General features: G+C 45.3%; 22 protein-coding genes. 15 read left to right on the top strand and 7 right to left on the bottom strand.

The window, feature by feature from the left end:
- Positions 1–6: 6 nt before the first annotated feature.
- The 8 genes from OCU35_RS17505 to OCU35_RS17470 all read left to right on the top strand — a co-directional run bounded on the left by OCU35_RS17505 (position 7) and on the right by OCU35_RS17470 (position 8,486).
- Entirely contained in the window at positions 7–939 is a 933-nt protein-coding gene (locus OCU35_RS17505) for a LysR family transcriptional regulator (protein WP_261826088.1), read from the top strand.
- Between the two features lie 298 nt (positions 940–1,237).
- On the top strand, positions 1,238–1,969 hold the full coding sequence (locus OCU35_RS17500) for an SDR family NAD(P)-dependent oxidoreductase (RefSeq protein ID WP_017243193.1): 732 nt from the start codon (positions 1,238–1,240) through the stop codon (positions 1,967–1,969).
- Between the two features lie 156 nt (positions 1,970–2,125).
- Positions 2,126–3,229, top strand: a complete 1,104-nt coding sequence (locus OCU35_RS17495) for a helix-turn-helix domain-containing protein (RefSeq protein WP_017027957.1) — start codon at positions 2,126–2,128, stop codon at positions 3,227–3,229.
- A gap of 145 nt (positions 3,230–3,374) precedes the next feature.
- The gene (locus OCU35_RS17490; RefSeq protein ID WP_261826087.1) at positions 3,375–5,741 is read left to right on the top strand and encodes a glycoside hydrolase family 3 N-terminal domain-containing protein; all 2,367 of its coding nucleotides are present in this window, start codon (positions 3,375–3,377) and stop codon (positions 5,739–5,741) included.
- Between the two features lie 133 nt (positions 5,742–5,874).
- On the top strand, positions 5,875–7,059 hold the full coding sequence (locus tag OCU35_RS17485; RefSeq protein WP_102377065.1) for a DEAD/DEAH box helicase: 1,185 nt from the start codon (positions 5,875–5,877) through the stop codon (positions 7,057–7,059).
- A gap of 310 nt (positions 7,060–7,369) precedes the next feature.
- The gene (locus OCU35_RS17480; RefSeq protein WP_261826086.1) at positions 7,370–7,702 is read left to right on the top strand and encodes a DUF1971 domain-containing protein; all 333 of its coding nucleotides are present in this window, start codon (positions 7,370–7,372) and stop codon (positions 7,700–7,702) included.
- Positions 7,703–7,794: 92 nt separating this feature from the next.
- Positions 7,795–8,013, top strand: coding sequence for a hypothetical protein (locus OCU35_RS17475; protein ID WP_017027954.1), 219 nt, complete (start codon positions 7,795–7,797; stop codon positions 8,011–8,013).
- Positions 8,014–8,099: 86 nt separating this feature from the next.
- Entirely contained in the window at positions 8,100–8,486 is a 387-nt protein-coding gene (locus OCU35_RS17470) for a DUF4174 domain-containing protein (RefSeq protein ID WP_240494729.1), read from the top strand.
- A gap of 102 nt (positions 8,487–8,588) precedes the next feature.
- Here the strand turns inward: OCU35_RS17470 and OCU35_RS17465 are convergent, their stop codons facing one another.
- The 5 genes from OCU35_RS17465 to nrfA all read right to left on the bottom strand — a co-directional run bounded on the left by OCU35_RS17465 (position 8,589) and on the right by nrfA (position 13,699).
- Positions 8,589–8,981 carry a 3D domain-containing protein gene (locus OCU35_RS17465; protein ID WP_156744626.1) on the bottom strand — a complete coding sequence of 131 codons (393 nt, stop codon included), beginning with the start codon at positions 8,979–8,981 and terminating at the stop codon, positions 8,589–8,591.
- Positions 8,982–9,221: 240 nt separating this feature from the next.
- Positions 9,222–9,818: an acetate uptake transporter gene (locus OCU35_RS17460; RefSeq protein ID WP_017027951.1), complete on the bottom strand. Its 597-nt coding sequence runs from the start codon at positions 9,816–9,818 to the stop codon at positions 9,222–9,224.
- 201 nt (positions 9,819–10,019) lie between these two features.
- On the bottom strand, positions 10,020–11,381 hold the full coding sequence (locus tag OCU35_RS17455) for an APC family permease (RefSeq protein WP_017032026.1): 1,362 nt from the start codon (positions 11,379–11,381) through the stop codon (positions 10,020–10,022).
- Between the two features lie 188 nt (positions 11,382–11,569).
- The gene (locus OCU35_RS17450) at positions 11,570–12,205 is read right to left on the bottom strand and encodes a TPR domain-containing protein (RefSeq protein ID WP_261826085.1); all 636 of its coding nucleotides are present in this window, start codon (positions 12,203–12,205) and stop codon (positions 11,570–11,572) included.
- A gap of 108 nt (positions 12,206–12,313) precedes the next feature.
- Positions 12,314–13,699: an ammonia-forming nitrite reductase cytochrome c552 subunit gene (gene nrfA / locus OCU35_RS17445; protein ID WP_371958461.1), complete on the bottom strand. Its 1,386-nt coding sequence runs from the start codon at positions 13,697–13,699 to the stop codon at positions 12,314–12,316.
- A 506-nt stretch (positions 13,700–14,205) separates the two neighbouring features.
- On the opposite strand from nrfA, the gene nrfB reads away from it, so the two are divergent.
- From nrfB to OCU35_RS17415, 6 genes are all read left to right on the top strand, one after another.
- Positions 14,206–14,790, top strand: a complete 585-nt coding sequence (gene nrfB / locus OCU35_RS17440) for a cytochrome c nitrite reductase pentaheme subunit (RefSeq protein WP_017027947.1) — start codon at positions 14,206–14,208, stop codon at positions 14,788–14,790.
- Positions 14,791–14,798: 8 nt separating this feature from the next.
- Complete coding sequence (gene nrfC / locus OCU35_RS17435; protein ID WP_102380547.1) at positions 14,799–15,485, top strand: cytochrome c nitrite reductase Fe-S protein; 687 nt, start codon at positions 14,799–14,801, stop codon at positions 15,483–15,485.
- 1 nt (position 15,486) lies between these two features.
- Entirely contained in the window at positions 15,487–16,434 is a 948-nt protein-coding gene (gene nrfD / locus OCU35_RS17430) for a cytochrome c nitrite reductase subunit NrfD (RefSeq protein ID WP_017027945.1), read from the top strand.
- 72 nt (positions 16,435–16,506) lie between these two features.
- Positions 16,507–18,486, top strand: coding sequence for a heme lyase CcmF/NrfE family subunit (locus OCU35_RS17425; protein ID WP_261826084.1), 1,980 nt, complete (start codon positions 16,507–16,509; stop codon positions 18,484–18,486).
- Positions 18,483–18,917 (top strand): cytochrome c-type biogenesis protein, encoded by a 435-nt coding sequence (locus OCU35_RS17420; protein ID WP_065598392.1) that lies wholly within the window; start codon positions 18,483–18,485, stop codon positions 18,915–18,917. The genes OCU35_RS17425 and OCU35_RS17420 overlap by 4 nt, the downstream gene beginning before the upstream one ends.
- Positions 18,914–19,294: a hypothetical protein gene (locus OCU35_RS17415; RefSeq protein WP_261826083.1), complete on the top strand. Its 381-nt coding sequence runs from the start codon at positions 18,914–18,916 to the stop codon at positions 19,292–19,294. Before OCU35_RS17420 ends, OCU35_RS17415 begins: the two co-directional genes overlap by 4 nt.
- Here OCU35_RS17415 and gloA2 read toward each other — a convergent pair.
- Positions 19,291–19,674, bottom strand: coding sequence for an SMU1112c/YaeR family gloxylase I-like metalloprotein (gene gloA2, locus OCU35_RS17410; protein WP_102321611.1), 384 nt, complete (start codon positions 19,672–19,674; stop codon positions 19,291–19,293). The two genes, OCU35_RS17415 and gloA2, sit on opposite strands and share 4 nt — an antisense overlap.
- A 116-nt stretch (positions 19,675–19,790) precedes the next feature.
- On the bottom strand, positions 19,791–21,359 hold the full coding sequence (locus tag OCU35_RS17405; RefSeq protein ID WP_102333958.1) for an arylsulfatase: 1,569 nt from the start codon (positions 21,357–21,359) through the stop codon (positions 19,791–19,793).
- A gap of 421 nt (positions 21,360–21,780) precedes the next feature.
- Between OCU35_RS17405 and OCU35_RS17400 the strand changes: the two genes are divergently transcribed.
- Positions 21,781–22,857 carry an efflux RND transporter periplasmic adaptor subunit gene (locus OCU35_RS17400; RefSeq protein ID WP_065210556.1) on the top strand — a complete coding sequence of 359 codons (1,077 nt, stop codon included), beginning with the start codon at positions 21,781–21,783 and terminating at the stop codon, positions 22,855–22,857.
- The last annotated feature ends 1 nt before the right edge of the window (position 22,858 follow it).

Here is a 22,858-nt window from a genome sequence, read left to right as displayed (position 1 = left end):
CTTGTTTTGCATAAAAGTAACTTATCTACAAATGTCGATCTTAATCTATTCAGAACATTTGTTACTGTCTACAAGGAAAGGAATCTAAGCTCCGCAGCACTTAAACTAGGTTTATCTAAATCAGCTGTAAGTTTGAAGATGAAAACGTTAAAAGAACATATTGGAGGAGAGATCTTTTTCAAAACAGCCTATGGCTTTGAACCTACAGAATTGGCTCACTCTTTATATAACAAAGTCGAACCTTTTGTTAGCGATATTGACAATGATATGATGAGTTATAATGATGTTTTTCGTCCTGAATTAATAACAAAACCAATAATTATTGATATTGGCCATCACTTTATTGATTACATAAGCTTGGAGTTATTTAATAGGATCGAAATGCAGTGCCCAAATAGTTATTTGATATCAAATTACTTTACGTCACTAAGTTTAGATGGGATATTTAAAGGTGATATAGATATTGGTGTTCAATTTGATGTCTTTGGCTCAAAGAAGGATATCATAAATTATCAGATAGGAAGTTTAGATACGACATTGTTAGTTCATAAAGAGCATCCGTATAAAAAAGACACAGCTAAATTACAAGATATTCTAAAGTATCCTTTTGCTTTATATGAGTTAGGTATTAATACGCTGGGAGCCAATGGTAAGTTTATTAATGAACTGGAAAGGAGAAATATAAGCCATAATATTGGTTTTAAAAGTTCATCTCAAAAATCGATAGTTAATGTTCTAAGTAGAACAGACTTTATTTTCCCAACGTGCATTGTAGATAAAAAATTCTGCTCATCAAATGACCTTAGGAAAATCGATGTTGTCGACTTTAAAGAGTTTTCTAGTCTACCAGTTAGTTGTTATTTTAATAAATCTTATAGGCATAGTCCAAAAAATAAATGGTTGATGGATTTAATACGAGTGTCATTGGGTTTGACTTAAGAATAATAGATACAAAAGTCAATTCAAGATATAGAAGTTCATTATTTTAATACGCATTTTGTTGATGAAGGTAATCTTAGCCTTACGTAGTGGTAAGGTCACGTAAATTAACTCTTATGCGAGCGATCAGTTAAACTCCACAATGTAAATACCCTGAACAGGACCAGTATCTTAAATATTGAATCTTAATGAAACTACCGCCTAAAGAGCTAGATCCTTACTGCTTCAGTTTTTTCCTTACACCTAAAATCTCAAATCAAGCTAATCTTTAATAGAGTTCCAAATTCAAGGAGGGAGTATGGGATACGTTCTAGTAACGGGGGCCAGTGAGGGCATTGGCAAGGCTATTGCCTATAAATTTGCGAGGCAACATCATCCGCTTATTTTGGTTTCACGCCAAGTCGATAAACTGAATGTGATTAAAGAAGACATCGAAGAGCGCTATGGCGTTGAAGTGATCATTTGCCCTGCGGATCTCGCTGTCCCACAGGCAGTCGACGAAATGTACGACCGTGCCATGAAGCATGAGATTGAAGTTTTTGTGAATAATGCAGGCTTTGGTGACTACAACAGAGCCTGGGACGCGGATATAGATCAGATCAGCAAGATGATTGACGTAAATGTTAAAGCGCTCACCAGACTCTCTTTACGTTTCATTCAAGATCATAAGAAGAAACCTGTTACTTTGATTAATGTGTCCTCTGCGATGGGATACGCCATTTATTCTGATGCGGTGGCGTATTCTGCGACTAAATTCTATGTCTCGGCGTTTACCGAAGGGATTGCGCAAAATCTCAAAGAAGGTGCTTTCCCCCTTAGGGTTAAGCTGCTTGCTCCCGGTCCTGTCACTACAGAGTTTGAAAAAAACGCCATTACAAAATCCAGCATGAGTGAGAGTGAGTGGGAAGGCCCACACACTGCGGAAGAAATGGCGAACTTTGCCTACCGTTTGTATGCCAGTGACCAGATCGTTTCTCTGCGAGAGGGCGAGACTATGCGTATTCAAGACCCTTTGTTTGGGTACGAATAGAGCAAATTTCGTGATACGTGTTGTTATTTGTGATGCGCCACTAACAAAGGCGCATAGCGGGTGCTTTCACCACTATCAGGTTTCGATATAATTCTAGGCCTATTCACAGTTCATGCACTGATGTGCCGATGAGTTGAACATGCTTGAGAATCTGACGTGAAAAAACTGTTGTTGCTATTAGATAGCATGATCTACTTTGACCGGCAGGTACTAAAGGGTATCCAGGCTAAAGTCGAAGAACTCAGCCTCAAGGTCGAACTTCATCTAGAATCCTACACGGATACGGATTATCTGCATTCCCAGAAATGGGATTACGTTATTGCTGACCTCAATAAACCTAATGTCACTGATGCTCTGCAAGGACTGAGTGCCCATACTTTAGTGTTTAGAAACCATGATGGGGGGGACATACCTGCCGGTTTTTCTTCCGTTACTGTCGACAATTTTGGCCTCGCTGATACGGCGTTGCAAAGCTTTAAAAACAGTGGCTATCAGGCCGTCGGTTACTACACCAGTCAGCAAGATAAAGATGAGCAGTGGTGTTTAGAGCGCCGTGCGGGTTTTACTCAGTCTGCCCAAACCGGCGGTTTTGCCATCGTAGAAGATATTGAGCAGGCTATTACCAACAAGGATTTCCCGATAGGGGTGTATTGCTCGTCAGATCGCTCAGCACGAAAGCTGGTTAATCTTTGTTATCGTAACTCTGTGAGCGTACCTGAGCAGGTGTCCATCATAGGCACAGACTACGATGATACCGAGCGGATGTTATCTTCAATTCCTTTAAGCTCCGTTGCCTTGAACCCTGTTGAGTTAGGTAAGCTTTGTATCGAAACGCTATTTAAATCAGTTAGATACAAAAAATCCTATCAAGAGATGTTCTCCTCATACGAGCTGCTCCACGGTGGCACAACGCAGTCTGCGCTTGAGCTAGATACCATACTGGTAAAGGCTGAAGGATTTATTCGCAATAACTTTCATAGAAACATTAAGATCAAGCAAGTCACTGACCATTGCCGAGTATCGAGAAAAACCTTAGACAACCGTTTTTTACAGAGCTATGGCAAAACAGCCCATCAGTTCATTACCAAACAAAGGCTAGACAAAGCGAAGCAGTTACTGGTTTCTACCGAGGACAGTATCGATGCCATCGCCAAACAGTGTGGTTACCCTAATCAGAGCTATCTTTCTCAAGTGTTTATGAAGGAGTTAAGCACCACACCAAACCGTTATCGTCAGCAAATAGACAAATCATCGCTCTAGATTTTGTTAGTTATTTGGCGCAGTAACCTTTCTTTTTTATATATTTGGTAAGTTGAATTATCAATTTTATAACTGCGCTCCATCAAGCAGAGTTTCCTATCGATTATCGCGATAATCCGTTGCATTGTTTAAACGGAGTATCGTTATGACCCTATACAAAGATGCATCATTCTCAACCCAAGAAAGGGTTGCCGATCTTATGGCAAGAATGACTGTAGAAGAAAAAATTGCTCAGCTTGGCGCTCAATGGCTAATTCTCGATCCAGAAGGTGAGCACAAGGAGCGAGAGCTCGAAATGAGTGATAGCGAATCTGGACGCACGTTAAGTGACAAATTAAAGCTGGGTATCGGTCAGATCACTCGCCCACTAGGGACACATACAGTTTCTCCGGTTGATGGTGTTAAAGCCTTAAACGAGCTGCAAAAATTTCTTGTGGAAGAGACTCGCCTTGGCATTCCTGCCATCTCTCATGAAGAATGTCTTGTGGGTTTGATGAGCTCAGAGGCGACCCTGTATCCGTCTTCCCTTAACTATGGGCATACTTGGAACCCTGAACTGATTTATAACGCAGCCAGTGATATCGGTCGTCAGGTTCGAGCGGTTGGTGCGAAGCAAGGGCTTGCGCCTGTGCTAGATGTATCTAGAGATGTTCGCTGGGGACGTACCGAAGAAACGCTAGGTGAAGACCCATACCTAGTTGGCGTTATGGCAACGCAATACGTTAAGGGCTTGCAGGGCGAAAACCGAGACCTATACGCTACTCTAAAACACTACGTTGGCCACTCCGCAAGCGAGGGCGCACGTAACCACGCTCCAGTTAATCTAGGCTTTAAAGAGCTTAATGACACCTTTATGCTGCCATTTGAAATGGCGGTTAAACTAGGCAATGCGGGCTCAGTGATGCCGGCATATCATGATATCGATGGTGAGCCATGCCATGCGTCTCATTACCTATTGACTGAGGTGCTGCGTGAGCAATGGGGCTTTGATGGATTGATCGTGGCTGATTATGGCGGTATCGATCTACTTGCGGCTCACCACGCTGTTGCCGCAGACAGCACGGAAGCAGCAGCGCTTGCGTTTAATGCAGGTCTTGATGTTGAACTGCCAGACGATGCTTGCTCGAACCGCCTAACGAAGGCGCTAGAAGCCGGTCTTGTCAGCTTGGATACTATAGATACCATCGTAGAGCGCATCTTAAAGACCAAGTTTGAGTTTGGTTTATTTGAGAACCCTTACATTGAGATCCCAACAGAGCCACTGCACAACGACAAGAGCACAGAGCTTAGCTACAAAATTGCCAGCGAATCGGCAGTACTGTTAAAAAATGACGGTACCTTACCTCTGTCTAAGCAAACGCCTATTGCGGTTGTTGGTGCAACAGCGAACGATCCGTTGGCACTGCTAGGAGGCTATAGCTTCCCTGTGCACCTAATCTTAAGTGATACCGACAGCGGTGAGCTGAACTCAAATACACTGCTGCAGAGCCTAAAAGAATCCTTTGAAACTGTGGAGTACGCAAAAGGCTGTGACATCCTAACTGAGCGCCGTGCCAACGCGCCCGTATTCCCAGGTGATGTGAGCATGGCCATTGCCCAAGATCAGATCTCGCCTGTGAGCAAAGACACCTCATTTATCCAGCAGGCTGTAGATGCAGCTCAGCAAAGCGAGGTCATTGTGGCATGCGTAGGTGATTTAGCAGGCTTGTTCCAAACGGGCACCATTGGAGAAGGTTCAGATACCGATAGCCTTGAACTGCCAGGCGTACAACGTGAGATGCTCGATGCACTGTTGGATACGGGCAAACCTGTGGTAGTGCTAGTGACCGGCGGTCGCCCTTACCAATTGGGCAGAGCCGAAGATGAAGCCAGTGCCATTTTGTATGGTTGGGCACCGGGCCAAGAGGGGGCAAACGCCATTGCTGATATCCTCTCTGGTGAGGAAAACCCAAGTGGCAAGCTAACCCTATCGATCCCAAAAAATGTCGGTGCTGTACCCTATTTCTACAACCATAAACTCAAGAGTGCGGGCACACCAATTGCTTATCACTTTGGTTCTGCGTACAACTTTGGGTTTGGATTGAGCTATACCCAGTTCGATTACAAGGATGTCGAGCTAACCAGCAATAGTGTCGAGTTTGATGGCACTATCGAGGCGTCGGTGACCATCACTAACACAGGCGCACGAGCGGGCGCAGAAGTGGTGCAGCTCTATACCCGCGATAAGCTGTGCTCTGTGGTGCGTCCGGTGAAAGAATTAAAAGGCTTCCACAAAGTCTGGCTAGAAGCGGGTGAGAGCAAGCGTATTACCTTTAGCCTACCTGTCGATATGCTCAACTTTACCAACGCCAAGCATCAGCGCGTTGTTGAAGGTGGCGAGTTTGAAATTATGATTGGCCGTTCATCAAGCGAGATTGAACACAGCTCTATCGTTAACGTCAATGGTAAGGTGAATACCCTACCTAAAGAGTGGCGTATGATCTGTGAAACAAAAGAAGTTCAGTCGGCGTAAGCCTCTAAACACAACAGGCCTTAATTCAAGCCACTCTTGCGAGTGGCTTTTTTGTTTGTGCGTGATACCATTCCGCAAGTTTTCGAGCCATAGCCTATGCTATTGCTGTCCATCTGTTTTTAATGAGTAATCTATGCCATTTACCAAGCTTGGTTTAAGCACACCTATCCTCAATGCCATCAATAAAGTTGGTTACGATAAGCCCACACCCATTCAAGAAAAAGCGATTCCGATCGTCCTAGAAGGGAAGAACTTGATTGCGGCAGCGCAGACAGGTACGGGTAAAACGGCGAGCTTTGTATTGCCTATTTTGGAGATGCTAAGCAAAGGCGAAACTCAGCGCAAGAAACGTATTCGCGCCTTGATAGTGGTACCAACCCGTGAGTTGGCGATTCAGGTGGATGAAAAGATAAAGCAGTATGCTGAAGAGACCAAGCTCACCTCTATGGCCATGTATGGCGGGGTAGAGTATCAGCCGCAGAAGCAAGGCCTCATTGATGGTGTGGATGTACTGGTTTCAACGCCGGGACGCTTGATTGATCTTTATGGTCAAAAAGCGGTGTACTTTGAAGAAGTCGAAGTGCTGGTACTTGATGAAGCGGACCGCATGTTGGACATGGGCTTTATTGAAGACATCAACAAGATCATTGCTCGCCTACCACAAGATATTCAAAACCTGTTGTTCTCAGCAACCTTGTCGAACCCGGTTCGTGACCTTGCAAAGAGCGCAATTAACGACGCAGTAGAGATCTCTATTGCTAAGCACAGTGCTTCGAAGTCGAATATTGAGCAGTGGCTGGTGACGGTAGATAAAGATAAGAAATCTTCTCTATTGGCTCACATGATCAATGAGAATCAATGGGATCAAGCGCTTATCTTTATTGAAACCAAACACGGCGCAGCCAAGCTAGCGGCTCAACTTGAGAAGCGTGGCATTGCTGCAGAACCTTTCCATAGTGGTCGTAACCAAAAGGTTCGAGCTCAACTGCTTGAGGACTTCAAGGCTGGCAAGATCCAGTACATGATTGCAACCGGCATTGGTGCGCGTGGTATCGATATTGACGGGCTTCCGCGAGTGATTAACTACGACCTGCCTTATCCTGCGGATGAGTATGTGCATCGTATTGGACGTACTGGTCGTGCGGACAAGAACGGTGAAGCTATCTCCTTTGTATCTAGAGATAACTTCAAGAACCTGTGCATGATTGAAAGTCGTCTTGGCCACTTAATTGAAAGACGTGAAATCGAGGGCTTTGTTCCAAGCAAAGAAGTGCCGATCTCTATTTTGAATTACGTGCCAAAGCATAAGCAGCAGTAAAACGCTTACATCCTACTCTTGGGCTTCGCTGTAGTAGTGAAAGCTCATGCAAAGTAAGTGGGACGCTGAAGGATAAAAAAAGCAGTCAACGCTATAGCGTTGACTGCTTTTTTTTATCCACTGAATCATTACTGTCTCTCAAGCTATGAAGTTAAAAGGCGAAAAAAGAAACAGAAAATTAGTATCTGTACGCCTCTGAGTTTAAGTCGCACCACGAATGAAATAGAAGAGCATGAAACCAGTGCTTGTAGCAATGCGATTGTTGCTATTGTTAATAGAGTACTCTTACTTAATAGATGGATTATGACCGATGACCATTCCTAGCGATTTTGTGAATTATAAAAAGACCGATGTTTTTACCAAAGATACAGTCCCAAAGATGTTTTTGCATGAGCACAATACTAAAGCTGGGGTTTATGGAAAGATCAATGTGCTGAAAGGGTGTTTAAAGTTTACTGGATTTACTGAGCGTCGAGGCGACGCAGAGAACGAAACGCTTATTCACGTCGGTGAATGTCTTGTATCCCCACCAGAGTATTGGCACAAGGTTGAATTTGTGACTAGCGATACTCAGTTCTTTGTTGAATTTTATGCCCATAAAGAATCGGATATAGCGTTGCAAAATTTGAGCGAGCGAAATTGATGATACGGTCGTGATTTCGATTCCAAGTTACCTAACAAGGTACAAGTGAGGGGCAAAAGACCAGCTTTCCTCATGCGAGTAAAGGGCAGGCGATGACAAATGCAAACAAACAGAAGGTTAAAGACCTATTGATAGCAACCCGTTATGGTATCTCCGCATCTGAGATGAAAACCGTTATTGATGTTGAGCAAGAGGACGCATTAGTCATTATTGCTGAGCTAAAAAGTGAGGGCGAAGACATTCAAAGCTTGGGCGAAGGCATGAACCCTGAGCATCTAGTCCTATATTCTATTGGAGAGATTGAGCCTTAATTTGATCATGAGGCTAGCCAACGTCGTAGGTATTAGCGAACCTTAGTTGGAGAGGCATCATGAGGATTTTGATTTGGGTTATATCTATGACAACAATGAGTGTATTGGCATCGAGTAAGAGTGACGCTTCTTTCCAGCAACTTTCTGAGATGAAGTGGCAATATCGCATCTTGTTGATACAAGATCGTCCAGACTACCAACAAACGCTCACCAACGCCTCAGAAGAGATTGCAGATAGGCACCTAGTCTGGTTCCTAGTTTTGCCTAACCGAGTTGTTTCTAACTTGTCCGATTCTGTTCCTGAGCCATTGCAACAAGACATCAGACAGCGAATCTCAGACAAACCTGTGGTGCTGATTGGTAAAGACGGCGGAATAAAAATGCGAGAAGAACGCCTAAGCTTACCCTCCATATTTTCCACCATAGACTCTATGCCGATGCGACAAGCTGAAATGAACAGCAAATTACTTTAAACAGATACAAAAATGCCACCTATGAGAGAACTCTAGGTGGTATTTTTTATGGTGTTTTTACTTACGCTGTTGCGGTTTTTAAGCGGTTATAAACAGCCTTGCTTACTTTTCTTCATCCACTGTCCAGTGAATAGTGACCTCTTTTTTACCCCACTCTCGCGCTTTCTCAACATCGTTACCCATGTAGATATCAATCTTTTTTGTCCAACGCTTATTCATTTTGTCGAGAACCAAATAAGTACCATCCAATCCTTCAATAGTGACTTCTTGATTGTGGGTCAGCCCCATGTCGATGAGATCACGTGAAACCGCAATAGACTTCATGCCTGGCTTTAGAGTATCTCCCCAAGCGGCTAGATTTGGCGTTGAGTCAGTTTCACCAACACTTGAGGTATAAGCGCTAGCCGTTACCTTTAAGGATTGCTCATTACTGTCACACCCTGAAAGTGCAAAAACCGCCAGTGTGATAGCGATATAAGAGTTAAATTTCTTCATGATGTCGTCCATTACCTTTTAAAGATCCATATTGCGAATAACCATAGAGCCAATCGAGCGCTATTGGTTCATAGTAACGTATCGCGCGATGTCTCAGCCATAACAAAATGCACTCATTGTTATAGAGCTTCTATTCTTGTTCCCTTGTTCCCTTGTTCCCTTGCTCTATAAGCTATTAAGCAGATACAAAAATGCCACCTAAGAGACAATTCTAGGTGGCATTTTTTTTGTGTTTTTTGTTTACGCAGTCGCAGTTTCTTGAGGTGCGCTTGCAGCTAGTGCTGGGCTACCTACAGGTAGGATGGTGCGACCATATTCTGCGTTTAGCACTTGCGCCATTGCAAAGTAGATTGCAGATGCGCCACAGAAGATACCTTCGATACCAGCAATGAAGCCGATAGTGCTGTTGCCCGTGAAGTCGTGAGCGGCAAGTAGGAAGAATAGAACGGTTAGTGAACCGAATACTACTTGCTTAGCTCGTGGGTAACGAAGCGAACCAATGAACATGAAGCCTGTGAAGATGCCCCATAACACAAGGAACCAAGCCATAAAGCCTGCTGGGCTCGCTGGGAGACCCATATACGGCATTACAATGATGCCTACAAGCGTTAGCCAGAATAGACCGTAAGATGTAAACGCGGTCGTACCGAAAGTATCGCCACGCTTAAAGCACATGATGCCCACAATAACTTGGCTCAAACCACCGTAGAAGATACCCATAGCAAGGATCATAGAATCCATTGGAAAGAATCCTGCGTTGTGGATGTTCAGTAGGATGGTAGTCATACCAAAACCCATAAGTCCTAGTGGAGCTGGATTAGCCAGTTTGTTTGACATTGAGTCACCTTATTCAAAAATGTGCGTAAAAATTCGACGGAGAGTTTAATGTAGACCCGCTAAATTGCAAAAGAATGAAAATGAGAACTAAGATTTTATTTTTGGATTCTGCAGTAAAAGCGTTTGGGATCAGGCTAGTAAAATAAAAAGGGGATCAGCAAGTGCTGATCCCCTTTAGTCTTTATATGTGCAACCTAGTGCTTAGTTAGCTCTAGGAGATGACTTCGCATATACGATGAATCCAAGGCCTGCAATCGCACTAGATAGAACGAAAGACGTGATATTGGATGGAATGAATCCGTACAGCGCATAGCCTGTACCCGCGATAGCGAGAACGACAAACAGTGGCAGAGCCGGAACGCGAATTAGGCGCTGTGCATCTGGCTGAGTTGAACGTAAACGCCAAACACCGATAAATAATAGTGCGTAGATGATCCACATAAGCGCGATAGGCAGGTCACCATACAAATCAAAGATACCGTTGTGAACACCTGTTCCAGCAAGGGCAAAGCCCACTAGCATGTAAAACGCCAGCAATACAAGCATGGTTAATCCAGAGCGAACCGGTAGATTGGTTCTCGTAGAAACTGATAGCAATGCTTGAGAGCCAATGAAGTTGCGGCGCATAGCAAGAGAGTAAGGCATACGCATACCCAATAGCATCAAGCCGTTAAAGCCACCGAGTGCTGAGATAACAATGAAGAAAGATAGGGTTCTACCTAGGCTTTCACCAAACAGTAGATTAGCAACTTCAGAAACACCCATTTCACCATTGGCAAAAGCGGCACCCTCAGCCACTGACAGTAACCCCAGGGTAAAGATGACGTACACCAAGCCGATGATTGCTAGACCGCCGACCATAGCTAAAGGCAGGTTACGTTGCGGGTTCTTGATTTCGTGTGCAATGGTGGTCACAAAGATCCAACCATCAAAGGCAAACAATACAGGGATCATGGCTCCCGCAATGGCAGCAGCAAAACTCACCTGAGTTACCGAAGCAATCGCATCAGCAGACGCTGTAACGGCGTCACCTTGGTAGAAGAAACCAAACAATGCGATAGCAAGAAGCGGGATCAGCTTTATTAGCGTTGCGATGCGCTGAAGCAGTCCGCCCAAAGATTCAGCCAACAGGTTAGCTGCAGCAAAGGTGACGAAATACAGTGCTGATAGACCTGCTAATACAGGCAGTGTCGGTTCAATTTGCAAAAACGCACAGGTAAATACCGCTGAGTAATAAAGGATAACAGCAAGAATGAGCGGTATATAAAGAACGGTTTGTACCCAACCAACGAAGAACCCAAAGCGCTCACCCCATGCGGTTTCACTGAACGACATCAATCCGCCGGTTTTAGAACCCATTGACGCAATCTCTGAGATCACTATGGCTGCGATGGTGGTGAGTAGCGCCGCTAAAACCCATGCGATCACAGCATAGGTGCCATTGCCACCTGTGGCTTGCAGGACAGGGCCTGCCTTAAAGAAAATGCCAATACCGACAACGATACCAACAACCAGTGACACTGCCGTACCTAAACCGTATTTAGGCTGTAACTTTTCGTGCACTTTTACTACCTCAATTAACTTCTAGCAAAAATCTTGAGCGATAAAACCCAAGCAAAATATTCAAAGGCGTGCAGTTTAGACTAACTGAAAATAAATGCGACCATAGTAATATAAGATTACGATGGATCGCGTTAGATAATCATCGATTTCATCAAGGATAGGAGAGAAAGTAAGCGTTCTAAGGGTGATTAACGAATAAAAGACTGAGCCTGATTGATGCTACCAATGACCTTAGCTCTATCAACGCCTAAGCGATCAGAGTCCAATATCATTGTCCAATGAGCGATAGCTTGCTCATATCGTGCGCTCATAAAGTGGTCTGAGGCTATCAGTTGCAGCGCTGTTTCATTAAATGGATCCATCTCTAGGGTAATGTCTAATAAACGCTGAACATCTGTTGTGATGGTTTGTGAGTGTTGATAGTACTGGGCAGTGGCAAGGGCGGCAAATTGCCCTGCATAAGGGGCTTTTGAAAGCCTTATTGCATAGTCAAAGCAGGTCGTTGCGGAGTCAAACTCGTATTGACCCATATACAACTGGCCAAGTTCAAACCAGGCTTTAGCATCGTTAGGGTTGCCGGTAAGATGTTGCTGCTTTTCCTCCATGACTTGTTCAATGGTCATCGGCTCCATAGCAAGGGGAGGGGGCGGTATTTCGTCTTTTAGTACAAACCAAACACCCGATGCCAAAGTAAAAACAACCACAGTCGCCAAACTTGAAAAAGCAAGGCTGGCATTATTTGACAGCTGTCTGCGCAGCGCGACATAGAGCATGCCCACTGTGATTAAGGCCAAACTGAATACTATCGCCGCCGTGCTGTGCATTGACTCTCCTGTGACCCTTGATATTACTATGACCCTTGATATTGCAATGATAAGGAGGCTCCGAATTTATCGGAGCCTCGGTTAGGTCATTACGTCTTCAAGCAGCGTTTAGTATGTTGCTTCACGGGCTTTGGCTTCTTCTTCCCATTTTGGCACAACAGTCTTCAAGAAGTGTTCTTTCTCAGCATTCATCGCATCCATATCCATGCCAAGAGCCGCTTGAGCTTTCTCTTTGGTTGAGATGTCAGGGATTGGTACTGGGTCTGTAATCCCTTTCTTCGCAAGAAGGCGAATCGTCTTCGTTCTTGCATCTGCTGCTCTATCTACCGCAGTACCTAGGACTTCTAGCGCAATCTCAGGAGCGTGCATGTGCACACCGTGTGATGCGATAGCGTAATCCCAGCGCCATTGAGCATGACGAATATCTTGTAGGATAGGCTCCATCTCTTGCTCTGTCGCGCCAGCATCCCAAGCCGCTTTTGCCTCAAAGTGAGCGGCAACAATTTGCTTCTCTGCAGTCAGCTTCATGTTCAGCACTTGTGCTTTACGCGTTGAAACTATGCCTTGAAGTTGATCTTTGCTTTGAGTGTGACAGTTCGCACAGGTATCTTCGAAGCGGTCGAATGGGTTACCAATCTTATGATCTGTGTATACAGTGCCGTCTTCTCTTTCAACTTTAGGCATATGGCAGTCAGCACACACGACGTTGTTCTTGCCGTGAATACCATCACGCCACGTTTCGTAGCCAGGATGCTGAGCTTTTAGCATTGGGGCTTTAGAGACGCCATGGGTCCAATCTGCAAAGCCTAAGGCGTCGTAGTAAAGTTCCATTTCGCCTACGCTCGTCCCCATATCCCAAGGGAATTTAACGGCGTTTTTAGCATCTTTCACGAAGTAGTACTCAACGTGGCACTGCGCACAAACGCTCGCTTGTTGGTCTAGTCGAGATTGTTCTTCGAAAGGTTTGCCAATGGCTTGCATAGCACGGTCGACATAAGGACGGGTAATGGCTAGCTCAGGCTCGCCATTTTTGAATTTTTCACTGCCAGTATCGTGACAGTCAGAACAGCCAATAGGGTTAACGATTTCGCCACCAAGGCGCGCCCATTTACCTTCAAAATAGCCGTCTTCACCACGCTCATCAATTACACGAGCAACGTCAGGGCTTTTGCAGCTCCAACACGCCATAGGCATAGGTCCTGACTCTGCATCAGTAGGTCCGCCGGTACGCAAGGTCTGCCTTACATCGTCAACCGCATAAAAGTGGCCGCGTGCTTTGTTGTAATCTTTGGCGAAGCCGTAGCCCGCCCAAAGGATGACCATATTGGGGTCACCGGCAAGCGCATCGTCTATTTCTTCACTTTCGCTGGTGGCTTTCCAGCTATGATATTGATCGGGATGTGCTTCTTCGAATGCTTGATTACGCGGATCAATGCGCACTCCATCCTCGGCAGACGCAAAAGCACTGCAGGTCAAAAGACCTAACAAAGCTATAGGCGCGAAAAACCCTAGTTTCCACTGTTTGTTCACAATGCTATCTCCATATTCTCATTTTATGAATTGCGTTGTGGGGCAGCTTCCTAAAAAGAATCGGGGGAGAAGTCTATACGGTGGCGCTATATAGACAACGGAGTAAGTGTAAGTGATAAATAAGATGCCACATTAGCCAATAACAGCTGAATTGATCTAGATCAATTTATGGTATAGAAGCAGGTCACAAAAATTAACTTATATGTAAAAATTGATTAATGAGAACAATTATCAATTAAAAATCAATGGCTTACGGCGCTTCTGGCAGGTTTATTTAATGGATCTGTGTCACTAATATGCGTCAATAGACTCGTTATGTAGCACATAAGTAACTATTATTAACGGGTAAAGCGTTGTGGCTTATCCTAAATAAGAATTGATTGCACTTGGCTCAAATAATATTGAGCTGAGAGTTGTTAATTAGTGGTCGAAATAAATTAGATTCTATTTCGATTTAAGGAAAGGATACGATGGGCAATATTAAATTGACCATAGCCACAATGCTCCAATCTTTATTGGTGCTGTGCCTATTTGGTTATTCTATTAATGCTTTGGCCAATGATGGTGTCCCTAGTGATTCAGCAACATCAGAACGCTTTAAAGTAGAGTTGATAAGAGACAAAGATTACAAATGTACTCAATGTCACAAAGACTCTAAACACACTTTAGCTGGATCTCATGGACAAAATGTCATCGATGCAATGGGTAAAGAAGCCAATTGTACCGATTGTCATAGCAACATCGGGCCAGATCACCGCGACGGTGGATCAACCGTCATCAAATACTCTGATGCTCAGTCTCAAGCAGGGACAGATAAGCAACAGCTATCCCCTGAGATGATACTTAAGGCAAACAGTACTTGTATGGATTGTCATACGCCTGAAAGCCTACGTGAATCAAGCTGGACACATGATGTACACGCCAAGAACCTCACTTGTTCTAACTGCCACACGGTTCATGGAACCGATGCCAAGGTGCTGTCCTATGACCATAAGGCTATCGTCGGTATGTGTGTAGATTGTCATTCAGACTTCAACCACAAGCGCGAAGAGTAGGAGATGATATGAGTTGTTCTAGAAGAAACTTCATAGCAGGCGCAGGCGCTGTCATCTTTACTACAGGTGTTGGTACGACGGCGGCAATATCGAGCCGAAACTCGTTTGCCAGTAGCGAAGAAGAGGCGAAAATCAAATACGGCATGCTACATGATGAGAATGCCTGTATTGGGTGTACTGCGTGTACTGAGGCATGTCGCGAGGTGAATAATGTTCCCGAGGGAGTCAGTCGCTTAGAGATTGAGCGCTCTGAACCCATAGGCGAATTCCCTGACGTAGAGTATCGATTTACTCGAGACTCTTGCCAACATTGTGAGAATCCACCTTGTGTGTATGTGTGCCCAACAGGGGCAGCCTACAAGGATGAGAAGACTGGGATTGTTGATGTCCATAAAGAGAAGTGCGTAGGTTGTGGTTACTGCCTAGCGGCATGTCCGTATCAAGTGCGCTTCTTCCATCCAGAAAACAAATCAGCGGATAAATGTAATTTCTGTCGCGATACCAATCTTGCAGAAGGTAAGCAACCGGCGTGTGTGGAAAGTTGCCCAACCAGCGCATTGGTGTTCGGCGATCTGAATGATCCTAACAGCAATATCAACCAAGCAATTCAGGCCAAGCCAGTTTATCGTGACAAGGTCACTTTAGGCACCAAGCCTCAACTGTATAAAGTGCCGTTTGATAAGGGGGAGGTGTAACATGAATAGTGCATTTCATTTCGACTCTTTGGTGTGGGATTGGATCATTGCAATCTATCTTTTCCTCGCAGGGATGTCCGCAGGTGCGGTGATCGTTGGCTTATATCTTAAACGCAAGGTCATCACCGGCGATGCATCGGACAATGGCATCATGAAAGCCATCGCATGGTTAGCCCCCTTTGGCATTATTGTGGGTCTGTTGATATTGGTATTCCACCTGACCAAGCCGCTAGATTTTTGGAAGATCATGATTTACTACAACCCAACGTCGGTCATGTCGATGGGTGTGATCCTATTCCAGGTCTACATGGCGGTATTGTTTGTCTGGATTGGCATCATCTTTAGAACCACCATCGTGAATTTCTTAGGCGGTAAGTTTCAGTTTGTGGATGGTCTGCTTCTCAAGTTCAAAAGCTTCGAGAATGGCATTGAGTTATTCCTAGGATTCCTAGCCATTGCTCTAGCGGCCTACACTGGATTCTTGTTGTCAGCGCTACAAACCTATCCAATGCTCAACAATCCTGTGCTGCCGATCCTTTTCTTGTTCTCTAGTTTGTCATCAGGCGCGGCGGCGTGTTTGTTGTTTGGCATACTGGTGTTTAAAGAGGATGCGCATAGCTCGAGTGTGGCGTGGATTCATAGCTTCGAGCGTCCTGTAGTGATGTTTGAATTGTTTGTTCTGGTTACGTTTTTCACCGGTCTTATCTTTACCGGTGGACAACATGAAGCGGCAGCTTGGAATGCCATCGGTGGCGGGTTCTGGTCCAATTGGTTCTGGTTTGGGGTAGTGGGAATCGGTATGTTGTTGCCGCTGGCGATGAACTACTTTAGTCCTTCTAGCACTAAGCATAATCATGGTTTTATTCTCACCGTGACTAGTCTTAGCTTGATAGGCGTATTGATGCTACGTACCTTTGTATTGTATGCAGGGCAGATGACGGTCATTTAGAATCCGTCTTTTCAGCACCCAGGTAACTTGGATTCGTTCGAGCTACTTGGGTTTATTTTTATAGGGAATGGGATGCTAGCGAATCTAGGATTGTTTTGTTTGATCCTGACGGCAGTAGTCAGTAGTTGCGGCGCCGCAGTAGGGCTTTATAGCCTTTTGCTGCGCAAGCAAACTCTTGTGCCTGCGACTATCTCTCGTTCTTTGTCCGCTGTTGCCTTCCTTTTTGCTGGGTTATCGCTATTACTACTGAGCTATGCGTTTGCCAGTGATGACTTCTCACTTTCGTATGTCTCGGATAACTCCAACAGTGCCTTAGCGTTGCCGTTTAAGATCGCGGCCACTTGGGGCGGTCATCAAGGCTCCATGTTGTTTTGGGTTGCCATAATTTCAGGCTGGTCTGTACTGGTTTCCCGACGAACTAATAGTGCCAGTGATTTTCATGCCAGTTGGCTGATGTTGGCGCTGGTGGCCATTTTTAGCTGGTTTACTCTACTGGCATCGAATCCCTTTGCTATGAATGAAGTGATGCCTTTTGAGGGGCGAGACCTAAACCCTATGCTGCAAGACATAGGGCTTATCATTCATCCCCCGTTGTTGTACGTAGGCTATGTGGGGTTTGCCTCTGTGCTGGCGCTAACCTGTGGCTACTTGATAGAGGCAAAGGACGAAGCCGATATCTTTGAGCGCTTAACTCGTCATACGCTATTGGCATGGGTCTTCTTAAGCGCAGGGATCATTGTTGGTGCCGGGTGGGCCTACTACGAGCTAGGTTGGGGCGGTTGGTGGTTCTGGGACCCTGTTGAAAATGCATCTCTTCTTCCTTGGCTAACGGCGACGGCGTTAGTGCATTCTGTCATGGCAAGCCGAAAGCAAGGCCAGCTAAAGGTATGGACGTTCTCGCTGGCGATAGTGACCTTCTGCCTTAGCATTCTGGGTACTTTTATTGTTCGTTCTGGGGTATTAACTTCGGTACATGCATTTGCGGTTGACCCAAGCAAGGGGTTGACATTGCTAGGGATTTTAAGCTTAGTGTTTGTGAGTGCCTATGTTTTGCTTATCCATCGCGCCACTTCAATCAAGTCCAATGCTATCTCACGATTTTTCAGCAAAAATACCTTTATTTTATGGGCTCTCAACCTGTTTGTATTAGCCATGGCGATAGTCCTTCTCGGCACGTTTTATCCCATGCTGTACCAATTGCTCGGCTTAGGTAACATCTCCGTTGGTGCGCCTTATTTCAACCTATTATTTGCGCCATTAACCATTGTTGCTCTAGTAGCAATGGCATTAAGTCCATTACTCAAATGGCAGGCGCAGTCGGGTGTTTTTCCAAGGAAACTGGCATTCATAACCGTGACAGCGAGTGCTTTATTGGCCTTTGCCTTTATTCGTTATTACACCCATCAAGACAGTGAGGTCGCAGCTACATGGTCCACCTACGCGTTCGTGACCACTTGGGCTGCACTATGGCTCACGGTGACTCATGTTCTTCGCTGTTTGCGAGTGCGTAAACAGGAATACAGATACAAGGTTTACTTAGTCTCTATTGCTCATATTGGCGTGGCAATACTGGCCTTTGGAGCCAGCATGAACAGCTATTACTCTTACGAGTTGACCGCTAAGCTGGGTCCGACCGAACTTGGTTCAAATAGCGAGATTCAGTTTGGTGATTATAAGATCCATTACCAACACACCAAGCTTTACGTTGCGCCAAGCTATACCGCAGAACAGGGCGTCATCGAGATTACCGAACCCTCCGGCAATAGTGTGATGGCAAAACCTGAGAAGCGTCACTATCCCGTTCGAGTAATGAATATGACTGAGCCTTCATTGACGCCGTATTGGAATGGAGATGTGTATATCACGCTAGGAGAAAAGATCGATCCCGAGCATTACGCGGTTCGAATTCAGTTTAAAGCCTTTATTCGCTGGATTGGAATAGGCGGTTTGCTGGTGGTATTGGCAGGTGCTGGTTTACTTATCCGTGGTGTGTGGGTTAAGCAATTTAATCCACGCAAGCGAAGAGCCATTACGCGGGAGTATCAAGCATGAGACTAGTAAGGCGCTTGATGGTTTTGTTGGCGTTAAGCCTCACCTTTGGATTAAGTGTCCATGCTGCGGGCTATCAAAGCATCTCTCATCCTGTCGATTTGTTTGAATTTGATTCAGTGGCTCAGCAAAAACAAGCGATTCATCTGGCTAAAACCTTGCGCTGCCCCATGTGTCAAAATCAAAACTTGATTGAATCTAATTCGGCGGTTGCCAAGGACATTCGACTTCGAGTGTTCGAGCTGGTTAAGGCAGGGAAGTCCGATAGTGAAGTGAAAGAGTATATGGTGGCGAGATACGGTGAGCACGTACTCTATCAGCCTTCGTTTAGCATGAAGAATGCCCTGTTGTGGGGGATCCCTATCGTACTAGGATTGTTTATGATTGGTTTTAGTATTGGGCATATCAAGCGTTCGATTCGAGGCATACATTGAGACAGCAATACCACTTCAGACGCTCTATAGAAGGTCAGCTTTTGATCTGGGACGTAATCAAACTTGTTGAGATGGCGCAAGTAATGCCAGTCATCACTGTACCTCTTGATGCAATCCAAGAGCTAGACGAGGCCTTTTGGTATGATCTTGGCGGTGCTAAACCAACCTGTCGCAACGTTGCTGAGCATGCCAAATTGATTCAACAGACAGACTTTAACTATCCCATTATCTTATGTGATGAAGGACGGGTGATGGACGGCATGCATCGGGTTTGTAAGGCTTTGATGCAAGGCGCTACACATATCAAAGCTGTGCAGTTTACAACGCCTATTGCACCGCATTTCATCGACCTTGACCCAGAAACTCTCCCTTATTAACCCTCGTAAAGCTCCAGTGGCAAATCATCAGGGTCTTTAAAGAAGGTAAAGCGCTTTCCGGTGAATTCATCAACGCGTACGGCTTCTACCTCAACCTCATTGCTTTGTAAGTGTTTTATACAGCTATCAAGTTCATCGACCCTAAAGGCTAAATGTCTCAGTCCCTGAGCTTCAGGAGTGCTTGGGCGTTGTGGTGGCGATGGGAAAGAGAAAAGCTCTATTTGTGTGCCATCAGGCAAGGCGAGATCAAGCTTGTATGAGTCTCTATGTGCTCGATAATTCTCTGCGATGATGTCTAAGCCAAGAATATGCGTGTAGAAGTGCTTTGATGTTTGGTAGTCGCTACAGATGATGGCGACATGATGCGTACCCTTTAGCATGGCAAACCCTAAGTCGTTGTTATTACTTCATACTAACACGAATAAAAAAGCTCAGCCGCAAGGGCTGAGCAAAGTCTCTAAAACAAGGTGTTCTAGAAAGAGGAAGCGTGGACTAATTATTTACTCATCTCGTCCATTTGCTTTTGCAGCTGGTCGATTTGATTTAGTTTTGCCTTCACACCCAAAGAAGTCTGGCTGATTGCAGCAGGGTTTAGAACTTGACCTTCTTGACGAGGGTACTGTCCTAGGGTGGCAAAGAACTTACCAAGCTCATCTTGTACCGGTACGAATAGCCACATGTTGTCCGCCATCCAGCGTAGGTACATGCCTGATTCGTGCGGTGCTTTCTCAAATGGGTCAGCACGTAGGTGAATGATCTTCGGCCAGTTAGACTCAAAGCGCACGGCGTCAGTGATGTTGCCTTCTAGCGTTGCAAAGTGCAGTTTCCAATCATTCCAGCGAATAGCGTTTAGCTCGCCGTTAGCAGTGAAGTAAAGCAGTGATTCACGAGGACCCTGTTCTTGCTTACCTTCAAAGTAAGGCATGAAGTTATAGCCATCGATGTGTACACGCCACTCTTTACCGTTAGAGGTATAACCCTCAGCAAGCTTCTCTTTCACATCAGGAACACCAGCAGCCGCCATGATCGTTGGCAACCAATCTTGGTGCGCCATCATGTCGTTGTAGCGAGAACCAGGATCAATCACGCCAGGCCAGCGAACAAGCTGAGGAACACGCATACCGCCTTCCCAAGTTGTGCCTTTCTCACCATGGAACGGTGTAGCACCGCCGTCCGGCCAAGATACTGTCTCTGCACCGTTGTCGGTAGAGTAGATAACGATAGTATTATCAGCAATACCTAGGTCATCCAGTTTGTCTAACAAAATACCCACGTGGTCATCATGCTCTAACATGCCGTCGGCATAGATGCTGATGCCTGATTTGCCTTGGTATTTCTCTTGTAGGCGAGTCCAAACGTGCATGCGGGTTGTGTTGTGCCAGATGAAGAAAGGCTTGTCCGCTTTTACCGCTTTTTCCATAAAGGCGAGAGAAGAATCTAGGAACTCTTCATCAGCCGTTTCCATGCGCTTACGCGTCATAGGACCCGTATCTTCAATGCGGCCGTCAGCGTAAGACTTGATGACACCACGAGGGCCGTAGTTCTTACGAAACTCAGGGTCTTTTGGATAGTAGTAAGTCTCTGGCTCTTCTTCGGCATTTAGGTGGTAAAGGTTACCGAAGAACTCATCAAAACCGTGTTTTGTTGGTAGATGCTGGTCTTGGTCACCAAGGTGGTTTTTACCAAACTGAGCCGTCATGTAGCCTTGATCTTTCAATAGATCAGCAATGGTTGGCGCCCAATCAGGAATGCCGTGAGTTGAACCAGGCATGCCGATAGTGAGAAGACCAGTACGAAACGGTTCTTGGCCAGTAACGAATGCGGCACGACCTGCAGTACAGGATTGCTGACCGTAGTGGTCAGTAAATAGTGCACCTTCGTTGGCAATACGGTCGATGTTAGGGGTTTCATAGCCCATCATGCCTTGGTTGTATGCGCCGATATTCCATAGGCCCACATCATCGCCGAAGATGGCAAGGATATTTGGCTTGTCTGCAGCTACAGCTGACGCTGATGCTGCTAACATTCCTGCTGAAATAGCCAGTTTGCTGAATTGATTAGTCATTGAGACTCCATCACGTTTAGTAGGGAAAAAGATTGCGACAGTTCAGCGAAGCAGAATTAGGCTGTTAACGTTACCCGGGACTAACACTAAGAGGCTGAAAAGATGACTTATCTGAACTGCTGTTGGCACATAATGTAATTTTCAAGATGGGTGTTGTCGCTTTATAGACTGTATAACCATTGGTAATAAACCAAGGGTTTGCTTTATCAATGGAATGGGAGACTAACGATAAATGCTTTGTATATGAGGGGTTCAAGAGCCCTAATAACCCGAGGTGCCAGAATCAGTATCATTTTGTAGCAATATTTAACGTCGCGATTTTTGAGATAGGCGTCAAATTATGAGATCAATATTATCTAGTCTCATACACAACAAGTAGAATAGCGCCACATTTCTACTCCATTAAGCCTTTCCAAGCACAATGAAAAAATACGCACTGATTGCAGTTATTCTCTCCATTGCGGGGTTCTCTGCATTTTCCCTTCATACGACCGAAAAAGAAGCGCCAACACTGTCAAGCGCTTTGACCGTGGATACGACTTTTGCCGGGCAGGATACCCTTGAGCGTAGCGTTCATATGTTGGGCAATACGTTTGCTCACCAATCCGTCGATATAAAGCCAGAAGAGAAAGGAAAGGTCTCAAAGGTTTTAGTGAAATCGGGAGAGGAAGTTAAGAAAGGACAATTACTATTTTTGCTTGATGATAGACATCAGCGCGCTGTGGTTCAGCGAGAAGCTGCGAGCTTGAAAGAGCTTCAACGCCAACACAGTAATTTGCTGCGACTCTTGCCTAATGGCGCCGTTCCGCAAGGAGATGTGGACGCAGCGCTGGCTAACGTTGAAATGCAAAAGGCTGAGCTAGATCTCGCTAAGGCAACGCTTCAAGATAAGCGAGTCACTGCTCCATTCTCAGGTACATTGGGCCTAGTCGATATTACTATTGGGCAAAATGTAGAAAGCGAGAGCGTATTAACTACGCTTGATGACTCGAGCCATCTTAGATTGAATGTGGCTCTTCCCGCTAAGTATCTGCGTCAACTTAAGGTCGGACAAACCACTAAACTCTCCAGCATCGAAGGGGCGAAGTCTGTAAAGGCTACCCTGACAAGTTTAGATAGCCGAGTAAACAGTCAAACGCAAAACATCCAAGTGCAGTTTCGCATCGACAATGATGAGGCAGACTTAACCCCAGGCAGTCTTGTGCTGGGTGAATTACCGCTGCCGGCGCAAGCCGAAGTCACCGTTCCTTTGCAGTCAGTGGTGTATCGAGGGCATGAGCGCTTTGTGTATGTGGTGCAAGACAGCAAAGTAGAAAAACGTCATGTAGAAAAGCGAATAGTGACACTGGGTGAGCGCACGGGTGAGAAAGTACAAGTCCTTGAGGGGCTGGAGATCGGAGAGGAAATTGTTTATCGCGGAACGGTGAAGCTGCGTGAAAATGCAGAAGTGGAAGTCATTGAAACGGTAGACACTCATTTGCCAAGTGGTGACGTTTAAC

Source organism: Vibrio breoganii, assembly GCF_024346795.1.
Taxonomy (GTDB): Bacteria; Pseudomonadota; Gammaproteobacteria; order Enterobacterales; family Vibrionaceae; genus Vibrio; species Vibrio breoganii.
The sequence above is the reverse complement of the archived record's forward strand: the minus strand, read 5'-3'. Positions and strand labels throughout refer to the sequence as shown.